Source organism: Phytobacter cepae (assembly GCF_054165735.1).
The window spans coordinates 963,503-984,240 of record NZ_CM135107.1; the positions used below are offsets into that span (position 1 = coordinate 963,503).

19 protein-coding genes are annotated in these 20,738 nt (G+C 53.4%); 11 read left to right on the forward strand and 8 right to left on the reverse strand.

Annotated elements, in window-relative coordinates; translation table 11 throughout:
- Positions 1-33: 33 nt before the first annotated feature.
- The gene (gene dinQ / locus ACUY4Q_RS04605) at positions 34-165 is read right to left on the reverse strand and encodes a damage-inducible type I toxin DinQ (RefSeq protein ID WP_458045906.1); all 132 of its coding nucleotides are present in this window, start codon (positions 163-165) and stop codon (positions 34-36) included.
- A gap of 925 nt (positions 166-1,090) precedes the next feature.
- Between dinQ and kduI the strand changes: the two genes are divergently transcribed.
- The 3 genes from kduI to ACUY4Q_RS04620 all read left to right on the forward strand — a co-directional run bounded on the left by kduI (position 1,091) and on the right by ACUY4Q_RS04620 (position 3,560).
- On the forward strand, positions 1,091-1,927 hold the full coding sequence (gene kduI / locus ACUY4Q_RS04610) for a 5-dehydro-4-deoxy-D-glucuronate isomerase (protein ID WP_458045907.1): 837 nt from the start codon (positions 1,091-1,093) through the stop codon (positions 1,925-1,927).
- A 63-nt stretch (positions 1,928-1,990) separates the two neighbouring features.
- Complete coding sequence (gene kduD / locus ACUY4Q_RS04615) at positions 1,991-2,752, forward strand: 2-dehydro-3-deoxy-D-gluconate 5-dehydrogenase KduD (protein WP_458045908.1); 762 nt, start codon at positions 1,991-1,993, stop codon at positions 2,750-2,752.
- Between the two features lie 115 nt (positions 2,753-2,867).
- Complete coding sequence (locus tag ACUY4Q_RS04620; RefSeq protein ID WP_458045909.1) at positions 2,868-3,560, forward strand: aspartate/glutamate racemase; 693 nt, start codon at positions 2,868-2,870, stop codon at positions 3,558-3,560.
- Here ACUY4Q_RS04620 and ACUY4Q_RS04625 read toward each other — a convergent pair.
- A complete protein-coding gene (locus tag ACUY4Q_RS04625; protein WP_458045910.1) occupies positions 3,557-4,483 on the reverse strand; it encodes a LysR family transcriptional regulator in 927 nt (308 codons plus the stop codon). The two genes, ACUY4Q_RS04620 and ACUY4Q_RS04625, sit on opposite strands and share 4 nt — an antisense overlap.
- Before the next feature lie 116 nt (positions 4,484-4,599).
- Here ACUY4Q_RS04625 and lysA point away from each other — a divergent pair, with 116 nt between their 5' ends.
- Entirely contained in the window at positions 4,600-5,862 is a 1,263-nt protein-coding gene (gene lysA / locus ACUY4Q_RS04630; RefSeq protein WP_458045911.1) for a diaminopimelate decarboxylase, read from the forward strand.
- Between the two features lie 602 nt (positions 5,863-6,464).
- Here lysA and ACUY4Q_RS04635 read toward each other — a convergent pair.
- Positions 6,465-7,478 carry a LacI family DNA-binding transcriptional regulator gene (locus ACUY4Q_RS04635; RefSeq protein ID WP_458045912.1) on the reverse strand — a complete coding sequence of 338 codons (1,014 nt, stop codon included), beginning with the start codon at positions 7,476-7,478 and terminating at the stop codon, positions 6,465-6,467.
- A gap of 289 nt (positions 7,479-7,767) precedes the next feature.
- Here ACUY4Q_RS04635 and ACUY4Q_RS04640 point away from each other — a divergent pair, with 289 nt between their 5' ends.
- The 5 genes from ACUY4Q_RS04640 (at position 7,768) to ACUY4Q_RS04660 (ending at position 12,152) form a co-directional block, all read left to right on the forward strand.
- A complete protein-coding gene (locus ACUY4Q_RS04640) occupies positions 7,768-9,105 on the forward strand; it encodes a PTS sugar transporter subunit IIC (protein WP_458045913.1) in 1,338 nt (445 codons plus the stop codon).
- Between the two features lie 11 nt (positions 9,106-9,116).
- The gene (locus ACUY4Q_RS04645) at positions 9,117-10,544 is read left to right on the forward strand and encodes a glycoside hydrolase family 1 protein (protein ID WP_458045914.1); all 1,428 of its coding nucleotides are present in this window, start codon (positions 9,117-9,119) and stop codon (positions 10,542-10,544) included.
- A 9-nt stretch (positions 10,545-10,553) separates the two neighbouring features.
- Positions 10,554-10,871, forward strand: a complete 318-nt coding sequence (locus ACUY4Q_RS04650) for a PTS sugar transporter subunit IIB (RefSeq protein WP_458045915.1) — start codon at positions 10,554-10,556, stop codon at positions 10,869-10,871.
- A gap of 61 nt (positions 10,872-10,932) precedes the next feature.
- The gene (locus ACUY4Q_RS04655; RefSeq protein WP_458045916.1) at positions 10,933-11,706 is read left to right on the forward strand and encodes a GntR family transcriptional regulator; all 774 of its coding nucleotides are present in this window, start codon (positions 10,933-10,935) and stop codon (positions 11,704-11,706) included.
- Positions 11,703-12,152, forward strand: a complete 450-nt coding sequence (locus ACUY4Q_RS04660; RefSeq protein WP_458045917.1) for a GNAT family N-acetyltransferase — start codon at positions 11,703-11,705, stop codon at positions 12,150-12,152. Before ACUY4Q_RS04655 ends, ACUY4Q_RS04660 begins: the two co-directional genes overlap by 4 nt.
- Here the strand turns inward: ACUY4Q_RS04660 and galR are convergent.
- Positions 12,149-13,156 (reverse strand): HTH-type transcriptional regulator GalR, encoded by a 1,008-nt coding sequence (galR, locus tag ACUY4Q_RS04665; RefSeq protein ID WP_458045918.1) that lies wholly within the window; start codon positions 13,154-13,156, stop codon positions 12,149-12,151. The genes ACUY4Q_RS04660 and galR overlap by 4 nt on opposite strands.
- 615 nt (positions 13,157-13,771) lie before the next feature.
- On the opposite strand from galR, the gene aas reads away from it, so the two are divergent.
- Both aas and lplT read left to right on the forward strand, forming a co-directional pair.
- On the forward strand, positions 13,772-15,931 hold the full coding sequence (gene aas, locus ACUY4Q_RS04670) for a bifunctional acyl-ACP--phospholipid O-acyltransferase/long-chain-fatty-acid--ACP ligase (protein WP_458045919.1): 2,160 nt from the start codon (positions 13,772-13,774) through the stop codon (positions 15,929-15,931).
- The gene (gene lplT, locus ACUY4Q_RS04675) at positions 15,924-17,117 is read left to right on the forward strand and encodes a lysophospholipid transporter LplT (RefSeq protein WP_458045920.1); all 1,194 of its coding nucleotides are present in this window, start codon (positions 15,924-15,926) and stop codon (positions 17,115-17,117) included. The genes aas and lplT overlap by 8 nt, the downstream gene beginning before the upstream one ends.
- Positions 17,118-17,151: 34 nt before the next feature.
- Here the strand turns inward: lplT and ACUY4Q_RS04680 are convergent, their stop codons facing one another.
- The 4 genes from ACUY4Q_RS04680 to mutH all read right to left on the reverse strand — a co-directional run bounded on the left by ACUY4Q_RS04680 (position 17,152) and on the right by mutH (position 20,147).
- Positions 17,152-18,192, reverse strand: a complete 1,041-nt coding sequence (locus ACUY4Q_RS04680) for an NADP(H)-dependent aldo-keto reductase (RefSeq protein ID WP_458045921.1) — start codon at positions 18,190-18,192, stop codon at positions 17,152-17,154.
- A gap of 127 nt (positions 18,193-18,319) precedes the next feature.
- Positions 18,320-18,538 (reverse strand): YgdI/YgdR family lipoprotein, encoded by a 219-nt coding sequence (locus ACUY4Q_RS04685; protein WP_458045922.1) that lies wholly within the window; start codon positions 18,536-18,538, stop codon positions 18,320-18,322.
- 136 nt (positions 18,539-18,674) lie between these two features.
- Positions 18,675-19,388 (reverse strand): TerC family protein, encoded by a 714-nt coding sequence (locus ACUY4Q_RS04690; RefSeq protein WP_458045923.1) that lies wholly within the window; start codon positions 19,386-19,388, stop codon positions 18,675-18,677.
- 63 nt (positions 19,389-19,451) lie between these two features.
- Positions 19,452-20,147, reverse strand: coding sequence for a DNA mismatch repair endonuclease MutH (mutH, locus tag ACUY4Q_RS04695; protein WP_458045924.1), 696 nt, complete (start codon positions 20,145-20,147; stop codon positions 19,452-19,454).
- Positions 20,148-20,738 lie beyond the last annotated feature (591 nt).

Consider the following 20,738-nt stretch of genomic DNA (forward strand, 5'->3'; position numbering starts at 1 on the left):
ACCCGGCCTTAGTTACGTTTTCCCTACGCCCTGTTACTCCAGGAAGTAGCGAATCAGTTCAAGAAAGCCAATAATGGCTTTAAGAACGATGATCGCTTTTTCGATAAAAACTCTCATCCGTTTCTCCACAAAGTGGAGAGGGCGGCTTGCTGAAAGCTCGTACATTGCCTGTATCAGCAGTTGCGCTCAGTGTTAGATGAAGTGCGTTCCCTCTCCGACCAGAGCTACCCGATAACAGCACCACCTGTTTTTCAGGCCAGGGCTTAGAAATCATCACTCTGCTAAACGCAGAAATGGGCGGAGAAACACCTCAACGCTAACCTGTTGATTATACCTTTTGCCGCTAATCTATTGCCAGCATTACAGTTTTAACTGTTGCGGTATTACCTTTTGGGTAATATCATTATTTCGTTAGATGAAGTGCGTTCCCTTTCGATCAGAGCCGTTAGCTGCATCCTGGAGCGAGAAAAAACCCAACCTCACCAGTTGGGTTTTTTTATGCAAAAAAAAGCCCTCCACCAGGGAGGGCAAGGCCAGTTACAGAAACACTAACTCAAAACATGCCGGACGACGAAAAGCGTCACCCGGACGTCATGATTCTTCTTTTTCCTCAAAGCAGACACGTTTATTGGTGTAGATACTGTGCCAAACTTTCGTGCTCAAAAATCGGGTGTGAATTTATCAAAACGATGTTTTATATTGTGTGATGATCCGCGCAATTTATAAGAAAATCCCAATCTTATGCTAAGAAAATTTGCAGGAAGACGGGCCGGAAATGGCATCTTTGATTTCGAGCAGAAAAAATGCGGTTGCGATGTCAAAACGTTAAGATTTAATTAAGTAATTGTTTGGTATGATAATTTTATCGTTCACTTCCTTGTTGATTTCACTTTTCTTACGGGTTGAATTGCCCATTCGTGATCCCCTTTACAGTTTTAGAAATATATAACATAAAAATTGAAACGTTGTTTTATTTAACATTGAAAAGCTGTTTTAGCCGGGCTAAGATGTGCGCATACTGAATACGGCAGAATGTTCTCAGCATGACTGAATAACATTTCGAATGAGTTAACTGACTTTGGAGGTGAATGTGGAAGTAAGACAAAGCATCCACAGCGCGCACGCTAAAACACTGGATACCCAGGGGCTGCGCAATGAGTTTCTTGTTGAAAAAGTGTTCGTCGATGATGAATACACCATGGTTTACAGCCACATTGACCGCATTATTGTTGGCGGCATCAAGCCGGTGGCCAAAACCGTCTCTGTGGGCGGCGAAGTGGGCAAACAGCTGGGCGTGAGCTACTTCCTGGAGCGCCGCGAACTGGGCGTGATCAACATCGGCGGACCAGGCACCATCACCGTGGATGGTCAATGCTATGAGATTGGCCACCGTGATGCATTGTATGTGGGCAAAGGGGCGAAAGAGGTAGTTTTCGCAAGCACAGATACCGCCACCCCGGCCAAATTCTATTACAACTGCGCACCGGCTCACACGACTTATCCGACCAAAAAAGTGACCCCGGCTGACGTCGCGCCAGTGACCCTGGGCGACAACCTCACCAGCAACCGTCGCACCATCAATAAATATTTTGTGCCGGATGTTCTGGAAACCTGCCAGCTCAGCATGGGCTTAACGGTACTGGAGCCGGGCAACCTGTGGAACACCATGCCGTGTCATACCCATGAGCGCCGCATGGAAGTCTACTTCTACTTCAACATGGAAGAGGATGCCTGCGTGTTCCACATGATGGGGCAGCCGCAGGAAACGCGTCACATCGTGATGCACAACGAACAGGCCGTGATTTCGCCGAGCTGGTCGATTCATTCAGGCGTGGGTACGAAAGCTTATACCTTCATCTGGGGTATGGTGGGTGAAAACCAGGTCTTTGATGACATGGACCACGTCGCGGTAAAAGATCTGCGTTAAGCGCAGCAGGCATAAGCACATCATGCCTGCGAGAAGCAGGCGCTGAAAGATTAAGGAACAGACATGATTCTGGATGCATTTTCTCTTCAAGGTAAAGTTGCCGTCGTTTCCGGTTGTGACACCGGCCTCGGTCAGGGTATGGCACTGGGTCTGGCAGAAGCAGGCTGTGACATTGTGGGTATCAACATTGTTGAACCGACTGAAACTATCGAGCGCGTGACCGCACTGGGCCGTCGCTTTCTGAGCCTGACCGCTGACCTGCGCAAAATCGACGGTATTCCGGCACTGCTGGACCGCGCGGTAGCCGAGTTAGGTAAAATCGACATTCTGGTGAACAACGCCGGTCTGATTCGTCGCGAAGACGCAATCAACTTCAGCGAGCAGGACTGGGACGATGTGATGAACCTGAACATCAAGAGCGTGTTCTTTATGTCCCAGGCAGCGGCGAAGCACTTTATTGCGCAGGGCAACGGCGGCAAAATTATCAACATCGCCTCTATGCTCTCCTTCCAGGGTGGCATCCGCGTACCGTCTTACACTGCCTCTAAAAGCGGCGTGATGGGTGTGACGCGTCTGCTGGCGAACGAGTGGGCGCAGCACAAAATCAACGTCAATGCCATCGCACCGGGTTACATGGCGACCAATAACACCCAGCAACTGCGCGCTGATGAAGAACGTAGCGCGGCTATCCTTGAGCGCATCCCGGCGGGACGTTGGGGACTGCCAAGCGACCTGATGGGGCCGATTGTATTCCTGGCATCCGAAGCCTCTGACTACATCAACGGTTATACCGTTGCCGTCGACGGCGGCTGGCTGGCGCGTTAATTCGCCAGGTCAGACCAGAACCTGCCTTCGGGCAGGTTTTTTTTTGCCCGCAGGACGCCTTGAAACTCGTCGTCGACTTTGTTTGACTGTGGAATCACTTCGATGGAGAGAGACGATGAAAACAATAGGACTGTTGGGCGGGATGAGCTGGGAATCGACCATTCCTTATTACCGCCTGATCAATGAAGGCGTGAAGGCGAAGCTGGGCGGTTTGCACTCGGCGAGTCTGCTGATGCATAGCGTCGACTTCCATGAAATCGAGGTCTGCCAGCGCAGCGGGGAGTGGGAAAAGGCGGGCGAGATCCTGGCGAATGCCGCCGTTGGCCTGCAAAACGCAGGGGCAGAGGGCATTGTGCTTTGTACCAACACCATGCACAAAATCGCCGGGCAAATCGAAGCGCGCTGCGATGTCCCTTTCTTACATATTGCGGATGCGACCGGGCGTGCCATTGTGGCTGAAAAGCAACGCAAAGTGGCACTGCTGGGCACTCGCTACACCATGGAGCAGGATTTCTATCGCGGGCGCCTGACCGAGGAATTTGCTATTGAAACGCTGATTCCGGGTGAAGCGGACCGTGAGCGCGTCAACCAGATTATCTTCGATGAACTTTGCCTTGGCACCTTCAGTGACGCTTCTCGCGATTATTATGTGAAACTGATTGCGCAACTGGCGGAGCAGGGGGCGGAAGGCGTCATTTTTGGCTGTACCGAAATTGGTCTGCTGGTGCCACAAGCGGCGTCTCCGATCCCCGTTTTTGATACGGCTGCAATCCACGCCGCCGATGCCGTCAACTTCATGCTTTCTTAAAGGGCATTCAGTACCGCATTAAGAGGCTGAGTAATCAGCGGGATCGCCGCCTGTAAATGGCGGCTAAATTCTTGCACCAGTGCTGATGCGGGGCGATGTAGCGGGCGGATCAAGCTCACCGTAAACGGCACATCGATACTGAAGCGGCGTACCACCACGCCGCTGGCGGCATAATCCAGGGCGGTCAGCGGATTGACCACCGAAATCCCCACCCCGGCCCGCACCATCGCGCACACGGATGCAGCACTATGGGTTTCAAGCACCATCCGGCGCTTCACCTGATGCTCGTTAAAGAGGGCATCAAGAAGCTGCCGATAACTGTCTGTTCGCGACAGGCTGATGTAGTTCTCACCGTGAAAATCTTCGGGAGTCAATACTGCTTTGTGTGCCAGCCGGTGATGTTGCGGCAGGACGCAGACTTCGTTGAACGTCAGCAATGGAGTGCGCTCGGTCCCCGCAGGTGAACTGATGGTTTCCGTAATGCCTAAATCATGGCGCTGGGCGGAGAGCCACTCTTCCAGCAGCGGAGACTCCTGCGGCACAATATTGAGACTCACCTCCGGGTAGCGGGCGAGAAAAGGCTGCAACAGCAGCGGGAGAAATGACTGCGAGAAGACGGGCAGGCAGGCAATCGAAAGCTCTCCCTGACGAAACTCCCGTAAGCTTTCAGCCGCGCTGACAATCCTGTCCAGTCCATACCAGGAACGCTGTACCTCTTCAAAAAGTTTTAATCCCTGCACGGTGGGGTGCAGACGTCCGCGCGTTCGCTCGAACAGCGTTAACCCCAGCACCTTTTCAAAGCGCGCCAGTTCGCGGCTCACCGTCGGCTGCGAGGTGTGCAACAGCAGAGCAGCTTCGGTCAGGTTGCCGGTCGTCATCACAGCATGAAAGATTTCGATATGGCGCAGATTTACAGCGGGCATGGCAATGTCCTGGTCATTTAACCTATATCATTTTTGCATAGACTCTCGATAAAACGATATTTTTTATTCTGCTCATGCTGTGGCGTAATCATAAAAAATTGATGATGGAGTTCGCTATGCCACGCCCACTGACACAAACTGATACCGACCTGAACGCTGAGAATTTGCTGCGTCTGCCTGCTGAATTTGGCTGCCCGGTCTGGGTGTATGACGCACAAATTATCCGCAATCAGATTGCCCGTCTTTCCCGGTTTGATGTGGTGCGTTTTGCGCAAAAAGCCTGTTCAAATATTCACATTCTGCGACTGATGCGTGAACAGGGCGTGAAGGTGGATTCCGTCTCGCTGGGCGAAATCGAACGTGCGCTGGCCGCGGGTTACTGCCCGAAAACCCATCCGGAAGATATCGTCTTCACCGCCGATGTGATTGATGACGCCACGCTTGCTCGCGTCAGTGAACTGCGCATTCCGGTCAATGCCGGCTCGGTGGATATGCTCGAACAACTGGGCGAAGTCTCCCCCGGTCATCCGGTGTGGCTACGCGTCAATCCGGGCTTTGGTCACGGCCATAGCCAGAAAACCAACACCGGTGGCGAAAACAGCAAACATGGGATTTGGTACAGCGACCTGCCTGCGGCGCTGACGGTAATGCAGCGCTACAACCTGCAACTGGTGGGTATTCATATGCACATTGGTTCGGGGGTGGATTACGGGCACCTGGAACAGGTGTGCGGCGCGATGGTGCGTCAGGTGGTGGAATTTGGTCAGGATCTGCAGGCGATTTCGGCGGGCGGTGGCCTCTCAATCCCATATCACGAAGGGGAAGAGAGCGTCGATACCGAACACTACTTCAGCCTGTGGAATGCGGCGCGTGAGCAGGTCGCAAAACACCTTGGTCATCCGGTGAAACTGGAGATCGAACCGGGGCGTTTCCTGGTAGCAGAATCTGGCGTGCTGGTGTCGCAGGTACGCAGCGTGAAGAACATGGGCAGCCGCCACTTCGTGTTGATCGATGCGGGCTTTAACGATCTGATGCGCCCGTCAATGTACGGCAGCTACCACCACATTACCGCGCTGGCGGCGGATGGGCGTGATTTAACGGCGCAACCGCGAGTGGATACCGTGGTGGCCGGGCCGCTATGTGAATCAGGTGATGTCTTTACCCAGCAGGAAGGAGGCAAGGTGGAAACCCGTGCGCTGCCTGCGGTAAGGCCGGGCGATTATCTGGTGCTGCATGATACGGGGGCTTACGGGGCGTCGATGTCGTCAAACTACAACAGCCGTCCGCTGCTGCCGGAAGTCCTGTTTGATAACGGTGTGGCGCGGTTGATTCGTCGCCGCCAGACAATTGAAGAGCTGCTGGCGCTGGAGCTGATTTAACGGCTCTGGTGGGTGAGGGAGCCTGACCCTCTGAGCCGCATGTTCCCCCCTAACCCTCTCCCTCAAGGGCTGAGGAATCCCCAGAAAAAATGCGTGCACGAGCGGTCCCCTCTCCCTTGAGGGAGAGGGTTAGGGTGAGGGGGTGCATGCGGCTCTGATGGCCATTCCGTTCACCTTATGTTCTTTGCTTTTCTGTCACGCCAAAACCCGTGAACGTGCCAGGGCGGTTCACCGCCACCGCCCTGGCGACCCGGGCTCCCGGCGAGGAAAATCGCCGCTGGCGCGGTCCACTCAGCTTCTCCTTCAGGCTTATCGGGGACGGGCGAAGGTAACCTCCCTGTAAAGTCGCCCTCGCCGCGCATCCCTGCGCGGCGCCCCGGCCTTGCGGATACGCTTCGTCGATTTTCAGCCGGACCCTGTCATCGCGGTGACAGTTTTATTCTCATTGTGCAGTGTTATCGCTGCAATACGGAATATTACTGGGGATTCCTCAGCCCTCAAGGGAGAGGGGACTGTCCGTGCTCGTATTATTTTGTGGGGATCTCTCAGCCCTCAGGGAGAGGGGACCGATCGAGCCCGGTGGGCGAGGGTATAAAATCGAACTAACCGCGAAAAAACGGCCCCGTGGTAACGGAGTCGCGCAATACCAGCGTGCCGGTAAAGGGCGGGATTGCCTCAATGGCAATGTTGTTCGCAAGCTTAATGGCCTGATCGATCGCGGTCGTTATCATGCTGTCGATGGGCAGATAGACTGTCGACAGTCCCGGCTCCAGCCAGCGGGCGCTGGGGGCATCATCAAAACCAAATAAAGAAATATCCTGCGGAATGCGCAGACCTGCCTGGTGCAACGCCTTGGAGGCACCCAGCGCCATATCGTCATTACAAGCAAATACCGCGCTAACCTTCACGCCTTCCTGCAAAATCTCCTGACACAGCATATAGCCTCGGGTCATGGAGGAATCCCCGTATTTCACCTTTGCCGGATCCCAGCGAATACCGTGTTTTTCCAGCGCTTTACGGTAGCCCATTAACCGTGCTTTGCCGGTCGGGGTGTGGATCGGTGTTGTGATACAGGCGATATCATGATGACCCTGGCTGATTAAATACTCCACGGCCTGCAAAGCGGCATCCTGCTGCTCGAAGAAAACGCATTTATCATGGGCCTGAAACAGCTCACGATTGATCACAATCAGCGGCATTGGCGTGGCATCTATCAGCCGGATGATGGCTTTTTCGCTCATAAAGCGCGTGTAAAGAATGATGGCGTCGCAGCGGCGATCGGCCAGCATTTGTACCGCCAGCTCTTCACGTTCTGGCGTGTCGTGGCCATCCGTCACAATCAACTGCTTCCCGTGCGCCTCTGACTGACGTGACGCCTGCTGTAGCAAGCGCCCGAAATAGAAACCATCAAAGCAAGACACCACCAGGCCAATACTGTTGCTGGTGCGATTTGCCAGCGACTGCGCGAGGAAATTAGGGCGGTATCCCAGTTCCTCCATCGCCTTGAAAACCTGATTACGGGTGCTTTCTTTAACTTGTCCTGTGCCATTTAGCACGCGCGAAACCGTCGCTTTGGAGACGCCCGCGCGCAGTGAGACATCCAGCATTGTCGCCATGACGCGTTCCTGTTTCACGTGAAGGGCAGCAGTTTACCACACTCATTACCGGGGATAAGGCGCTGATAGCCCGCCGAGCGGGCTTTCTCGAGGTGTTACGCAAAAAATCCCCGTCCTCTCGAATGTGGTATGCCAATAAAGAAAAATCACTTGATTTGGAATACCACGGCCCGGGTTGAGAGGTGAATCACAGAACTTTTTTTCGACGATGTCTATTTTTGGTATACCAATAGGTAGTGAGCTGTATACCTGCAATCATAATAAAGCCCTTTTACCGAGGTACCTACGCATGGCTCTACAGGACAAACTCATCGATTCGCTGGGTAGTTTTGCGACCAAATTCAATAGCTATCGCTACATCATGGCGATCAAAGCCTCTTTTATTACCCTGATGCCGGTGATTATCGTCGGCGCGTTTTCCGTGCTGATCTCTAACATGGTGCTCGATCCCAAAAATGGGTTGGCGAGTTTTGAGTCGATGTCGTTCCTGGCGGCGCTCAAGCCGATCACCGCCGCGATCAACTATGCCACTCTGAACTTCCTCAACATTGGCGCAGTGTTTTTGATAGGCATTGAGCTTGGCCGAATTAACGGCATCAAAACGCTTTTCCCCGGTCTGCTGGCGGTGATCTGCTTTATCTGCGTGACGCCAACCACCGTTGAGATGCTGGTGGACGGGCAGATGCACGTGGTGAAAGACGTGCTGTTGCGTCAGTTCTCCGATACCCGCAGCCTGTTCCTCGGCATGTTCATCGCCATTTTGTCAGTGGAAATCTACTGCTGGCTGGAGACGCGAAACGGGCTGAAGATCAAAATGCCTGACACCGTGCCACCTAACGTTTCGGCGTCATTCTCAGCGCTTATTCCGGCCATCATCACCACTACGGTGATTGCGACCTTTGGCTTTGTATTCCATCAGATTACCGGGATGTACCTGTATGACGCGGTCTACCAGGTGGTGCAGCAGCCGCTCGAACGCGTGGTGCAAAGTCTGCCGGGTATCCTGCTGCTGATGTTTGTCGCCCAACTTTTTTGGGTGATTGGCATTCACGGTAACCAGATGATTAAACCGATTCGTGAGCCGCTGCTGTTAGGGGCGATCACCGTCAATATGTCGGCGTTTGAACAGGGCAAAGAGGTGCCTAACATCATCACCATGCCGTTCTGGGATGTGTATATGAGCATCGGTGGCTCCGGGCTGACCATTGGCCTGCTGATCGCGGTGATGATCGCCACCAAGCGTAAAGAGATGAAAGAGATTGCCAAGCTCTCCATCGGGCCGGGCCTTTTTAATATCAATGAACCGGTGATTTTCGGTATGCCGATCATGCTGAATCCGATCCTCGCGATCCCGTTTATCATCACGCCGCTGGTCACCGGATCGATTGGTTACTTCGCCACTGTCACCGGCTTTGCCGGTAAAGCGGTGGTGATGGTGCCCTGGACAACCCCACCGCTGATAAACGCCTGGCTCTCCACCGCCGGGTCAATGGGCGCGGTTGTCACCCAACTTATCTGTATTCTCACTGCCATCATTATTTACCTGCCATTTGTGAAGATTGCCTCCCGTCGTGCTGAACAGGCGCAGCGACAGGCAGAATCGGCTGACGTGGCGAAAAATGTCTGAAGGAGCGTGATGTGAGCGTTAAAACTGTGTCTATACCGCCGTCGTTTATTCTCGGTGCGGCGGCGTCAGCCTGGCAAACCGAAGGCTGGACGGGAAAGAAAGAGGGTCAGGATTCGTGGCCCGATCTCTGGTACAAGAACGACAGGCACGTCTGGCATGACGGTTACGGCCCGGCGGTAGCGACGAACTTCTATAGCCGTTTTCGTGAAGACGTTCAGTTGATGAAAGACGCGGGGCTGACCCATTATCGCACCTCAATTAACTGGTCGCGTTTCCTCACCGACTACGAAAAGGGCGTGGTGGATGAGGAGTACGCCGCGTACTACGACCAGCTTTTTGCGGAGATGGAACGTCAGGGCATCGTGCCGATGATCTGCCTCGAACACTACGAGCTGCCGGGTTATCTGCTGGAAACGTACGGCGGTTGGGCATCAAAAAAAGTGGTTGAGCTATACCTGCTGTACGTCGAAAAAGTCTTTGAGCGTTTTCATCAAAAAGTGACGCGCTGGTTCACGTTTAATGAGCCTGTTGTGGTACAGACACGCGTTTATCTTGATGCGCTGCGCTGGCCCTACGAGCAGAACACCTCAACCTGGATGCAGTGGAATCACCATAAAAATCTTGCTACGGCGAAGGTGGTGAAACTTTTCCGGGAAAAAGGCTATGCCGGGACGGTGGGCTGTATTCTCAACCCCGAAGTCACTTACCCGCGCTCGCGTGCGCCCCACGACCTGCGCGCTGCCGACATGTATGACCTTTTCTATAACCGCGTGTTTCTTGACCCGATGGTGAAAGGCGAATACCCGGCAGAACTGTTTGATGTGCTGGAAAAACATCAGGTGAGCTGGGATTACACCGATGAGGAACTGGCGATTATTCGTCAGAATACCGTCGATGAATTAGGTATTAACCTCTACTACCCGCACCGCGTGAAAGCGCCTTCCCGCGCCTGGCACCCGGAAACCCCTTTCCACCCCGCTTATTACTACGAGCCGTTTGAACTCCCTGGCAGACGAATGAACAAATCCCGCGGTTGGGAGATTGGGCCGTTCATTATTTATGACATGGCGATGCGCATCAAAAACGAGTACGGCAACATTCCCTGGTTTGTTGCTGAAAGCGGAATGGGCATCGAGAACGAAGGGCAATTTCGCAATGCGGATGGCGTGATTGAGGATGATTACCGAATTGCGTTCATTGGTGAGCATCTTTACCAAACCCTGCGCGCCCGTGAAGACGGTGCAAACTGCCAGGGCTACATGCTGTGGGCCTTTACTGACAACGTTTCGCCAATGAACGCCTTTAAAAATCGATACGGACTGGTGGAAATTGACCTGCAAAACAACCGTGACAGGCGGGCGAAAAAGTCCCTGCACTGGTATCGCCGCTTAAGTAAAGAGCGCCAGCTAACGCTTAATATTGATGATGAATGGAAATAAGGAGCTGTGATGAAACGCATCGTTTTATGTTGCTCGGCCGGCATGTCCACTTCGCTGGTGGTCACCAAAATGGAGAAAACGGCGGCAGAGCGCGGTCTGGAGCTGAAGATCTACGCCATCGCTGAACAGAGTCTGCGTGATGAGCTGGAAAGCCACAGTCATGAGGTGATTGCGGTGCTGTTAGGGCCGCAGGTCCGCTTTAAGCTCGCGGAAAACAAAAAGCTTACGGATGAGTACAACATCCCTATCGATGTTATCGATTCGGTGGCTTACGGCACGCTAAATGGCGCGAAAGTTCTCGATCAGGCGCTAAATTTGGTAAGATAGCGCCCCCTCAGGCCGGGGCAATCCCCGGCCCGCGCTTTTTATTCTATCGATAGGTGATTCTGTGGAAAAAGCCGTCATCCCGCCGGAGAAAAAACAGTACCAGGAAATTGGCGAAGATTTACGCGCACAAATCATCGAGGGCCACTATCCCGTGGGCTCCCGCCTCCCGCCTGAGCGTAATATCGCCGAAAAATATGGCGTCAGCCGTACCATCGTGCGCGAAGCACTGTTGATGCTTGAGTTACAGGGTACGGTGGATATCCGCCAGGGCTCGGGGGTCTACGTCATGCGTATCCCTCAGGAGCATGAAAACGAAGAAGAGCGCTTTTTAAGCAGCGATGTCGGCCCGTTTGAAATCCTGCAGGCTCGCCAGTTACTGGAGAGCAACATCGCCGCTTTTGCTGCCAAAATGGCGACGCGTGCGGACATCGACAACCTGCGCCGCATCCTTGAGCAGGAACAACGTGCCATCGCCATGAACGACACCTCGCAGGACAACAGCAAAATGTTCCACCTGGTGCTGGCGGGGGCGTCGCAAAATCAGATGCTGCTGGCAACCGTCGAGAGCGTCTGGCATCACATGGACAGCAGCCCGCTTTGGCAGCAATTTAACGTGCATATTGCCAGCCGTCCGTATCGCTTAAAATGGCTCGGTGACAGGCAAACTCTGCTCGCCGCCCTGCGTCGCCGGGATGTGATGGGAGCCTGGCAGGCCATGTGGCAGCATCTTGAGAACGTGAAAAAGAGTCTGCTGGAGCTGTCAGACGAGGATGCACCGGATTTTGACGGTTACCTGTTTGAATCAGTGCCGATTTTCCAGGGGAAACTGATGTGAACATCGTACCGTTATACGATGCCCCTCAGCATGCAGAGCAGGTGATCGAGTGGTTGTGGCGTGAGTTTGGCGATGCCCTGCCGCGGGCCTTCTTTGCAAGCATTATTGAACACAGCCAACAGCCTGGTCAGTTGCCGTTAACCTTCGTTATGGTTGAAGGCGAAAAATTGCTGGGCACCGTCGGCTTGTGGCGCTGTGACCTGATTAGCCGTCAGGATCTCTGTCCATGGCTTGCGTCGCTGTATGTCGATGAAGCCGCGCGCGGCAAAGGGCTTGCACGCGTGTTACAGCAGCATGTTATTGATTGTGCCAGAGAGATGGGCTTTGCTGAATTGCATCTCTATTCTGCCTGCCGTAACTTTTATGAGCGCTTTGGCTGGCAGTATATAGGCGACGGCCTCGATTACCCTGACACGACCGTCCACCTTTACCGCTTTACGCTCTAACTCTCCTGCGGTGTGATGACCGAATGACGCCGCACCAGCGTGGGGTTAAACAGATGCGTTATCTCCGGGAGTGGGCGGTTTTCCGCCAGCGCCAGCGCCAGTTCGGCGGCCTGGGTCGCCATGGTGACAATGGGGTAGCGCACGGTGGTTAAGCGTGGCCGCACATAGCGCGAAATCAGAATATCATCGAAACCGATCAGTGAGATTTCCTGGGGAACATCAATGCCGTTGTCGTTCAGCACGCCCATCGCCCCGGCAGCCATTGAGTCGTTATAACAGGCCACTGCGGTAAAATTCTTGCCGCGCCCTAACAGCTCTGTCATGGCCTGTTCGCCGCCGCTCTCGTCCGGCTCAGCAAAGGTCACCAGCCGATCGTTGCAGGCCAGGCCATGCTCTTTCAACGCATCGTAATAACCCTGCAGCCTGTCGTCGGCATCGGAAATTTCATGGTTAGAACACAGGTAACCAATGCGGGTATGGCCTTGTTGAATCAAGTGGCGGGTGGCAAGCCAGGCGCCGTAGCGATCATCAAGCGCGACGCAGCGCTGCTCGTAGCCGGGAACAATACGGTTGATAAGCACCATGCCGGGCATCTGTTTCATCAGCGCGATGAGATCCGCATCGGGGATAATTTTGGCATGTACCACCAATGCGCCGCAGCGATGGCGAATCAACTGTTCGATGGCATTCCGCTCTTTTTGTTCATTGTGGTAACCATTGCCAATCAGCAAGAAATTGCCGGTAGCAGAAGCCACTTGCTCTACCGCTTTCACCATTGCGCCAAAGAAGGGGTCAGACACGTCTCCCACCACCAGCCCGACCGTTTCGGTTGACTGCTGCGCCAGCGCGCGCGCGTTGGCATTGGGGTGATAGTTCAGGGAGTCCATGGCCGTTTTGACCGCCAGTCGTGAGCTTTCGCTGGCTTTCGGGGAGTCATTGATCACGCGTGAAACCGTGGCAACGGAAACACCTGCAAGTCGGGCTACATCTTTAATGGTCGCCATTGCGTACCTTCAATTTAGGGGGAAACGGTTACACACCCACTTATGGTACGGTAATGCGTGGGCTAATCAAGAATGTTAGGGCGTGACATTGCGCAAACGTGACGGCGAACAGCGAAAAAGGGTGTAACCGTTACACGGTAAATATATCCTGAAAAACACAATTAATACCTTTAGTTACACTTTGCGAAAGGCTGTTGCTATTGTCTGCTGGAGGCGCCGGGATACCCGTTGCTACAGTGATTATCCCAGAGGTATTGATAGGTGAAGTCAACCTGAGGGTTGAGCACTTGAATTACACCAACCTGCGCAGATGTGCAGGTTTTTTTTTGCCTGCCATCCATGTGTAACCAGCAACAGTCATTCGAAACACCTCGTTGCACTTAGGGGCATTCCCTTGCTTTTTCCCGCTGGCGAGCCAGGCCAGCGGCGACCACAATCAAGATCCCAGAGGTATTGATTGGTGAATTTTTCAGTACGCATTTCGTACTCATTTCTTGCACCGACCTGCGCAGATGCGCAGGTTTTTTTTCGCCTGAATTTCTCCTGCCCCGGTTCTCGTGTAATCTGCCACAATTCATGCATATCTTGTCTAACCCACTGACAAAAGGAGTTGCAATGTTATTTGGCTTTTTCCGCGAGCTTTTTCGCATCCTGTTTCGTGTGCAATTGACCGGGGACACCCAGACCCTGCAAGGCGAGCGCGTGCTGATCACCCCGAATCACGTCTCTTTTATTGACGGCATCCTGTTGGCGCTTTTTCTGCCTGTCCGCCCCGTTTTCGCGGTCTACAGTTCTATCAGCACCCAGTGGTATATGCGCTGGCTGAAGCCCTTTATTGATTTTGTTCCTCTCGATCCCACCGAACCGATGTCCATCAAGCACCTGGTGCGTTTGATAGGAGAAGGGCGGCCGGTGGTAATCTTCCCGGAAGGACGTATTTCGGTCTCCGGTTCGCTGATGAAGATTTATGACGGTGCCGGATTTGTGGCGGCAAAATCCGGGGCGACCGTGGTACCAGTACGTATTGAAGGCGCGGAGTTAACCTTTTTCAGTCGCCTCAAAGGGCTGGTTAAGCGTCGGCTTTTCCCCCGTATTACACTGCATATTCTTCCACCGACGCATTTGCCGATGCCGGACGCCCCGCGCGCGCGCGATCGCCGCAAAATCGCCGGGGAGATGCTGCACCAGATTATGATGGAAGCCCGCATGGCGGTGCGTCCACGTGAAACCCTGTTTGAAGCTTTTCTTTCAGCGCAATACCGCTACGGGGCGAATAAACCCTGCGTCGAGGACATTAATTTTACCCCGGACTCCTACCGCAAACTGCTCACCAAGACGCTGTTTGTGGCCCGCATTCTGGATAAATACACCGCTCCCGGTGACAAAATCGGCCTGATGTTACCCAATGCGGGGATCAGCGCGGCAGTTATCTTCGGTGCGATTGCGCGCGGGCGCATCCCGGCGATGATGAACTACACCGCCGGGGTGAAAGGGCTGACCAGCGCCATTACGGCGGCGGAGCTTAAAACCGTCTTTACCTCGCGCACCTTTATGGACAAAGGCAAGCTCTGGCACCTGCCTGAACAACTGACGCAGGTGCGCTGGGTCTATTTAGAAGATTTGAAAGGCAGCGTGACGCTGGAAGATAAGCTGTGGATCTTCAGCCGCGTCTTCATGCCTAAGCTGGCGCAATTGCCGCAAAAACCGGAAGATCCGGCCATCATCCTTTTCACCTCGGGTTCCGAGGGCAATCCAAAAGGGGTAGTGCACAGCCATAAAAGCATTCTGGCGAACGTCGAGCAAATCAGGACTATTGCTGACTTTACCGCCAACGATCGTTTTATGTCTGCACTGCCGCTGTTCCACTCCTTTGGCCTCACCGTAGGGCTATTCACACCGCTGTTGACCGGGGCAGAAGTCTTCCTCTACCCGAGCCCGCTGCACTATCGCATTGTGCCGGAGCTGGTCTACGACCGTAACTGTACCGTGCTGTTTGGAACCTCAACCTTCCTTGGCAATTACGCTCGCTTCGCTAACCCGTATGACTTCTTCCGGTTGCGCTATGTGGTGGCCGGTGCGGAGAAATTGCAGGACAGCACCCGGCAAATCTGGCAGGACAAGTTCGGTCTGCGAATTCTGGAAGGTTATGGGGTGACGGAGTGTGCGCCGGTGGTGTCGATCAACGTGCCGATGGCAGCCAAACCGGGCACGGTTGGACGTATTCTGCCGGGCATGGACGCCCGCCTGATGGCGGTACCGGGCATTGAAGACGGTGGTCGCCTGCAACTGAAAGGGCCGAACGTGATGACCGGCTATCTGCGGGTTGAGCATCCGGGGGTGCTGGAAGCCCCGTCAGCCGAAAATGCCGATGGCGTGGTTGAACAAGGCTGGTATGACACCGGGGATATTGTCCGTTTTGATGAGCAAGGTTTTGTGCAGATTCAGGGGCGTGCGAAACGCTTTGCCAAAATTGCCGGGGAGATGATCTCCCTGGAGATGGTGGAGCAGCTGGCGCTGGCGGTTTCGCCAGAGAAAATGCATGCAACGGCGATTAAATCGGACGCCAGCAAAGGTGAAGCATTAGTGTTGTTTACTACCGACGAAACACTGACCCGGGAAAAACTGTCGCAGCAGGCCCGTGCGCAGGGCGTGCCGGAACTGGCGGTACCGCGTGACATCCGCTTCCTCAAGCAGTTGCCGTTACTGGGCAGCGGGAAGCCTGACTTTGTGACCTTAAAAAGTATGGTAGAAGAGGCAGACACCCAACATGCATGAGTCAGCACACACTAACACTTCGCTCTGGTCGAAAGGAATGAAGGCGGTGATCGCCGCCCAGTTTCTGTCGGCATTTGGCGATAACGCACTGCTCTTCGCGACGCTGGCCTTACTGAAGGCCGAGTTTTACCCGGACTGGAGCCAACCCATCCTGCAAATGATGTTTGTGGGTGCTTACATTGTTTTCGCCCCTTTCGTGGGGCAAATAGCGGATAGCTTTCCGAAAGGGCGCGTGATGATGGTCGCTAACGGAATGAAGCTGTTGGGCGCCGCCTGCATCTGCTTCGGCATTAATCCGTTCATTGGCTATACGCTGGTAGGGATTGGCGCCGCAGCCTATTCTCCCGCAAAATACGGCATCCTCGGTGAGCTCACCACCGGCGATAAGCTGGTGAAAGCCAACGGCCTGATGGAATCGTCAACGATCGCGGCCATTCTGCTTGGGTCGATGGCCGGGGGCATTCTGGCAGACTGGCACGTACTGGCCGCTCTTAGCGTGTGTGCGGTGGTCTATGCCGGTGCCGTAGTGGCTAACCTGATGATCCCGCGTCTGGCAGTGGCTCGTCCGGGTCAGTCCTGGCGCTTTACGCCGATGACACGCAGTTTCTTCAATGCCTGCTCGGTACTCTGGCACAACGGCGAGACGCGTTTTTCCCTGGTGGGTACCAGTCTGTTCTGGGGGGCCGGCGTAACGCTGCGCTTCCTGTTGGTACTGTGGGTTCCGGTAGCGCTCGGTATTACCGATAACGCAACGCCTACTTATCTCAATGCCATGGTGGCCGTGGGTATTGTGGCGGGGGCCGGGCTTGCGGCGAAGCTAATCACACTGGAGAAAGTGGCGCGCTGTATGCCCGCCGGGATTTTGATTGGTGTGGCGGTTGCCTTCTTTTCGTTACAACATTCTGTACTTCCCGCCTACGGCATTCTGCTGCTGATAGGTCTGCTGGGCGGTTTCTTTGTTGTTCCGCTTAACGCTTTATTGCAAGAGCGGGGCAAGCGCACTGTCGGCGCGGGTAACGCTATCGCCGTGCAGAATCTGGGTGAAAATACCGCGATGTTGCTGATGCTGGGACTTTATTCGCTGGCCGTGAAAACAGGCGTTCCGGTGGTGGGTGTCGGCGTCGGTTTTGGTGTGCTGTTTGCGCTGGCGATTGCCGGGCTTTGGTTGTGGCAACGTCGCCGTTGAAAAGCAGGCCGGGGCTAACCCGGCCTGATTCCTGTTACGGTGCAGGGTAGGTATAAACCTGATGCACCGCTTCAATCTCTGCCAGCACCTCTTCGCTCAGTTCCAGATGCAGGCTCTCCACATTGGCTTTTAGCTGTTCCATTGTCGTTGCACCCAACAATGTGCTGGCAACGAAGGGTTGACGGCGGACAAAAGCCAGCGCCATCTGCGATGGATCCAGATTATGTCGCTTAGCGATATCCACATAAGCGGCAATCGCTTTTTGGGCTTGCTCACCGCTGTAACGGGTAAAGCGGCTAAACAGTGTATTACGCGCCCCGGCAGGTTTCGCACCGTTTAAGTATTTACCGCTTAATGTCCCGAAGGCGAGGCAGGAATAGGCCAGGAGCTCAACCCCTTCGTATTGCGTCACTTCCGCCAGGCCCACTTCATAGCTGCGGTTTAACAGGCTATAGGGGTTCTGAATGGTCACAATGCGCGGCAATTCATGTTTTTCCGCCAGTTGCAGGTAACGCATCACCCCGAAGGCGGTTTCGTTTGAGACCCCAATGTAGCGAATTTTGCCTGCGCGCTGGAACTCAGTCAGCGCTTCCAGCGTTTCCAGCAGCGTGATCACCGGGGCGGAGTCGGCCCATTTATAGCCGAGGGTACCAAAGCAGTTAGTGGGGCGCTGGGGCCAGTGAACCTGGTAAAGATCGAGATGATCGGTTTGCAGCCGCTTCAGGCTATCTTCAAGTGCAATGCGGATATTCTTACGATCCAGCCCCTGGTTCGGACGAATTCCGCTGTCATTATTGCGGGAGGGGCCGCTGACTTTGGACGCGAGCACCACTTTTTCGCGGTTACCGCGTTTTGCCAGCCAATTGCCGACATAGGTTTCCGTCAACCCCTGGGTTTCCGGGCGCGGCGGGACAGGGTACATCTCTGCAACATCAATCAGGTTAATCCCCTGGCTGATGGCGTAATCCAGCTGTGCGTGAGCGTCGGCTTCACTATTCTGTTCACCAAACGTCATTGTGCCCAGCCCCAGGGTGCTTATTTCAAGCGAACTATGGGGGATACGGTGGTAGTGCATAGCCAACTTCCTTTACTTACAACGTCAGATGCCTGACAAAGGACTATAAACATGGCAGAGGGGAGAAAAAAGAGAAAGAGGGGGAGTGAAAAAAGGTCAGCAGGTCACTGACCTTTAAGAGAATTTTTTAGCGTTCGAGAATCTGAGAAACGTCATCGCGGTTAATCTGCATTTTATTACCCTGCTGATCGCGATAGCTGACCAACCCGGTATCATCGTCAACTTTTGGCTTGCCTTCCGTCAGGATCATCCTGCCGTCTTTCGTTGCCATCACATAATCACTGCTACAACCCGATACTGCAAATGCTAACCCTACTGCAGAAATGAGTACTGCCCAATTCTTCATCCTTTTACCCTCGGCTGACCTGTTTGATACATAAGTTTAGTAATAACCTGATGTTACGGGATAAAAAAGAGGGAAAATCTTAAACTGGGAGCAAAAGCAGGATAACGCGTGCCTCCCCCGTGGGGGAGGCGCCGTATTACAGTGGTTTTTTCTTATTGCGCAATAAATTAAGGCTTTCTACCGCGATGGAGAAGAACATAGCGAAATAGATGTAACCTTTTGGCACATGAATCGAGACGCTTTCCAGAATCAAGGTAAAACCAACCAGAATCAGGAATGACAGTGCCAGCATTTTAACGGAAGGGTGACGGTCAACGAAATCACCAATCGGGCGCGCCGCAAACATCATCACCGCAACGGAAATCACCACCGCTGCCATCATAATAAACAGGTGATCGGACAGGCCAACGGCAGTAATCACCGAGTCGAGGCTGAATATAATATCCAACAGCATGATCTGTACGATAGCGCCAAGGAACGAATTGACGTTCGTTTTAAGGCTCTCCTCCTCGCCTTCGATCGTTTCATGGATCTCTTTACTGGCTTTCCAGATCAGGAAAAGGCCACCGAGGAAGAGAATCAGGTCACGAGCGGAAACGGAGTGGTTAAACACCTCAAACAGCGGAGTGGTGAGTTTGGTAATCCAGGCAATAGAAGCCAGCAACAATAATCGCATGATCATTGCCGCCGCCAGACCCAACCGCCGTGCGTGGTTACGCTGGGCAGTGGGCAGCTTTGCGACCACCAGAGAAAGGAAAATAATATTGTCGATCCCAAGCACTATCTCCAAAAGCGTTAGCGTGCCAAGGGCAAGCCAGGCGTTGGGATCGGTAATCCATGCAAATAACATCTCTAAAAGTCCTGCCAAAAAAGAAACGCTGATTATAAGCGCGCGGCGGGCAGAGGTAAAAAATTAATCCCCTTGAATCACGAAATGCCGGGCCAGCAGCGCACCGGTGAAATTCTTTTTCAGATAGAACCCCCGCGGTAGCGTCAATATCGGTTCCCCGCGTGCACCAATGGCCTCCGTCAGGGCTTTACTGTTGGCGGCTTTTGGGCGGAGCTGCAGTACCTCACCATGACGCGCGGTGATACGTTCAACCTGACCCAGTACAATCAAATCCATTAACTCCTCCCAGTCCAGACGCAGCTGATGTTCTTCTTCAGCATCAGGGCTCCATAACAAAGGGGAGCCTACCCGGCGTTCGGCAACGGGGATATCGCGAGAACCTTCTATAGGGATCCATAACACGCGCTGCAATTTATGGCGTACGTGGCTGGTTTCCCAGGTCACGCCGGAATTGCCCGTTAACGGCGCGACGCAAACAAATGTCGTCTCCAGTGGGCGACCTGAACTGTCGATCGGGATCGTTTTCAACTCCACGCCCAGATGGGCGAAATCCTGCTCGGGTTTACTTCCCGCGCTGGCGCCCAACCATTGTTCCAGTAACACACCCGTCCAGCCTTTATCACGTTTCAAATCGCGCGGAACCGGCAGGCCGACGAGGGTGGCGAGTTCGCCGAGGGTGTAACCCGCAAGCGCCTGCGCCTGCAAAAAGAGCTGTGTTTCGGATTCGGGAGAAGATGTTAATGGAAAGAGATCCGACATTTTTGCGCCCTGGTTAAAAAGTGAACAGCATTTGTTCACGGTTTGAATTCAATAAATAGATTTCGCTAAAACTTAGTCAAAGTCATGATAAATAAAACCTTTTAACGTCGAACTCCCTTCGTTGCGCAACAAAACAAGAAGTTGTCCAAATCTGGTCACTGACAATGAACAGGATCTTACACCATGTTATCCACAGAAAAATGGGATAACTGGGTAAAACTCTCACTACTGTTTCGATTTACAGCCTTGACGTGCGACCAAAATCCAATTTTTGCACAAAATGTGCCTAACTTAATGGCATAATCTGTGGATAAAAACGTCGTTGTTCGATCTTTCATCACTCAAAGGATCGGTTAAGTGATGATCATCACATTATGCGATGTTGAGCAGGGAATTTTCAATGTAACTTAATGAATGAAATGATTTTATTTTCCAGGGCTATTATACGCGTTTTCGGATAACTCCGGGTTTTCCCATGGTAAACCTCGGGTTCTTCACAACTCTATCCACAGAAAACGTGAATAAAACCCGGTTTGAGCCGAGGGGCCTGTTTATAACTGGGGCGATAACTGTGAGTTATTCAATTGTTAT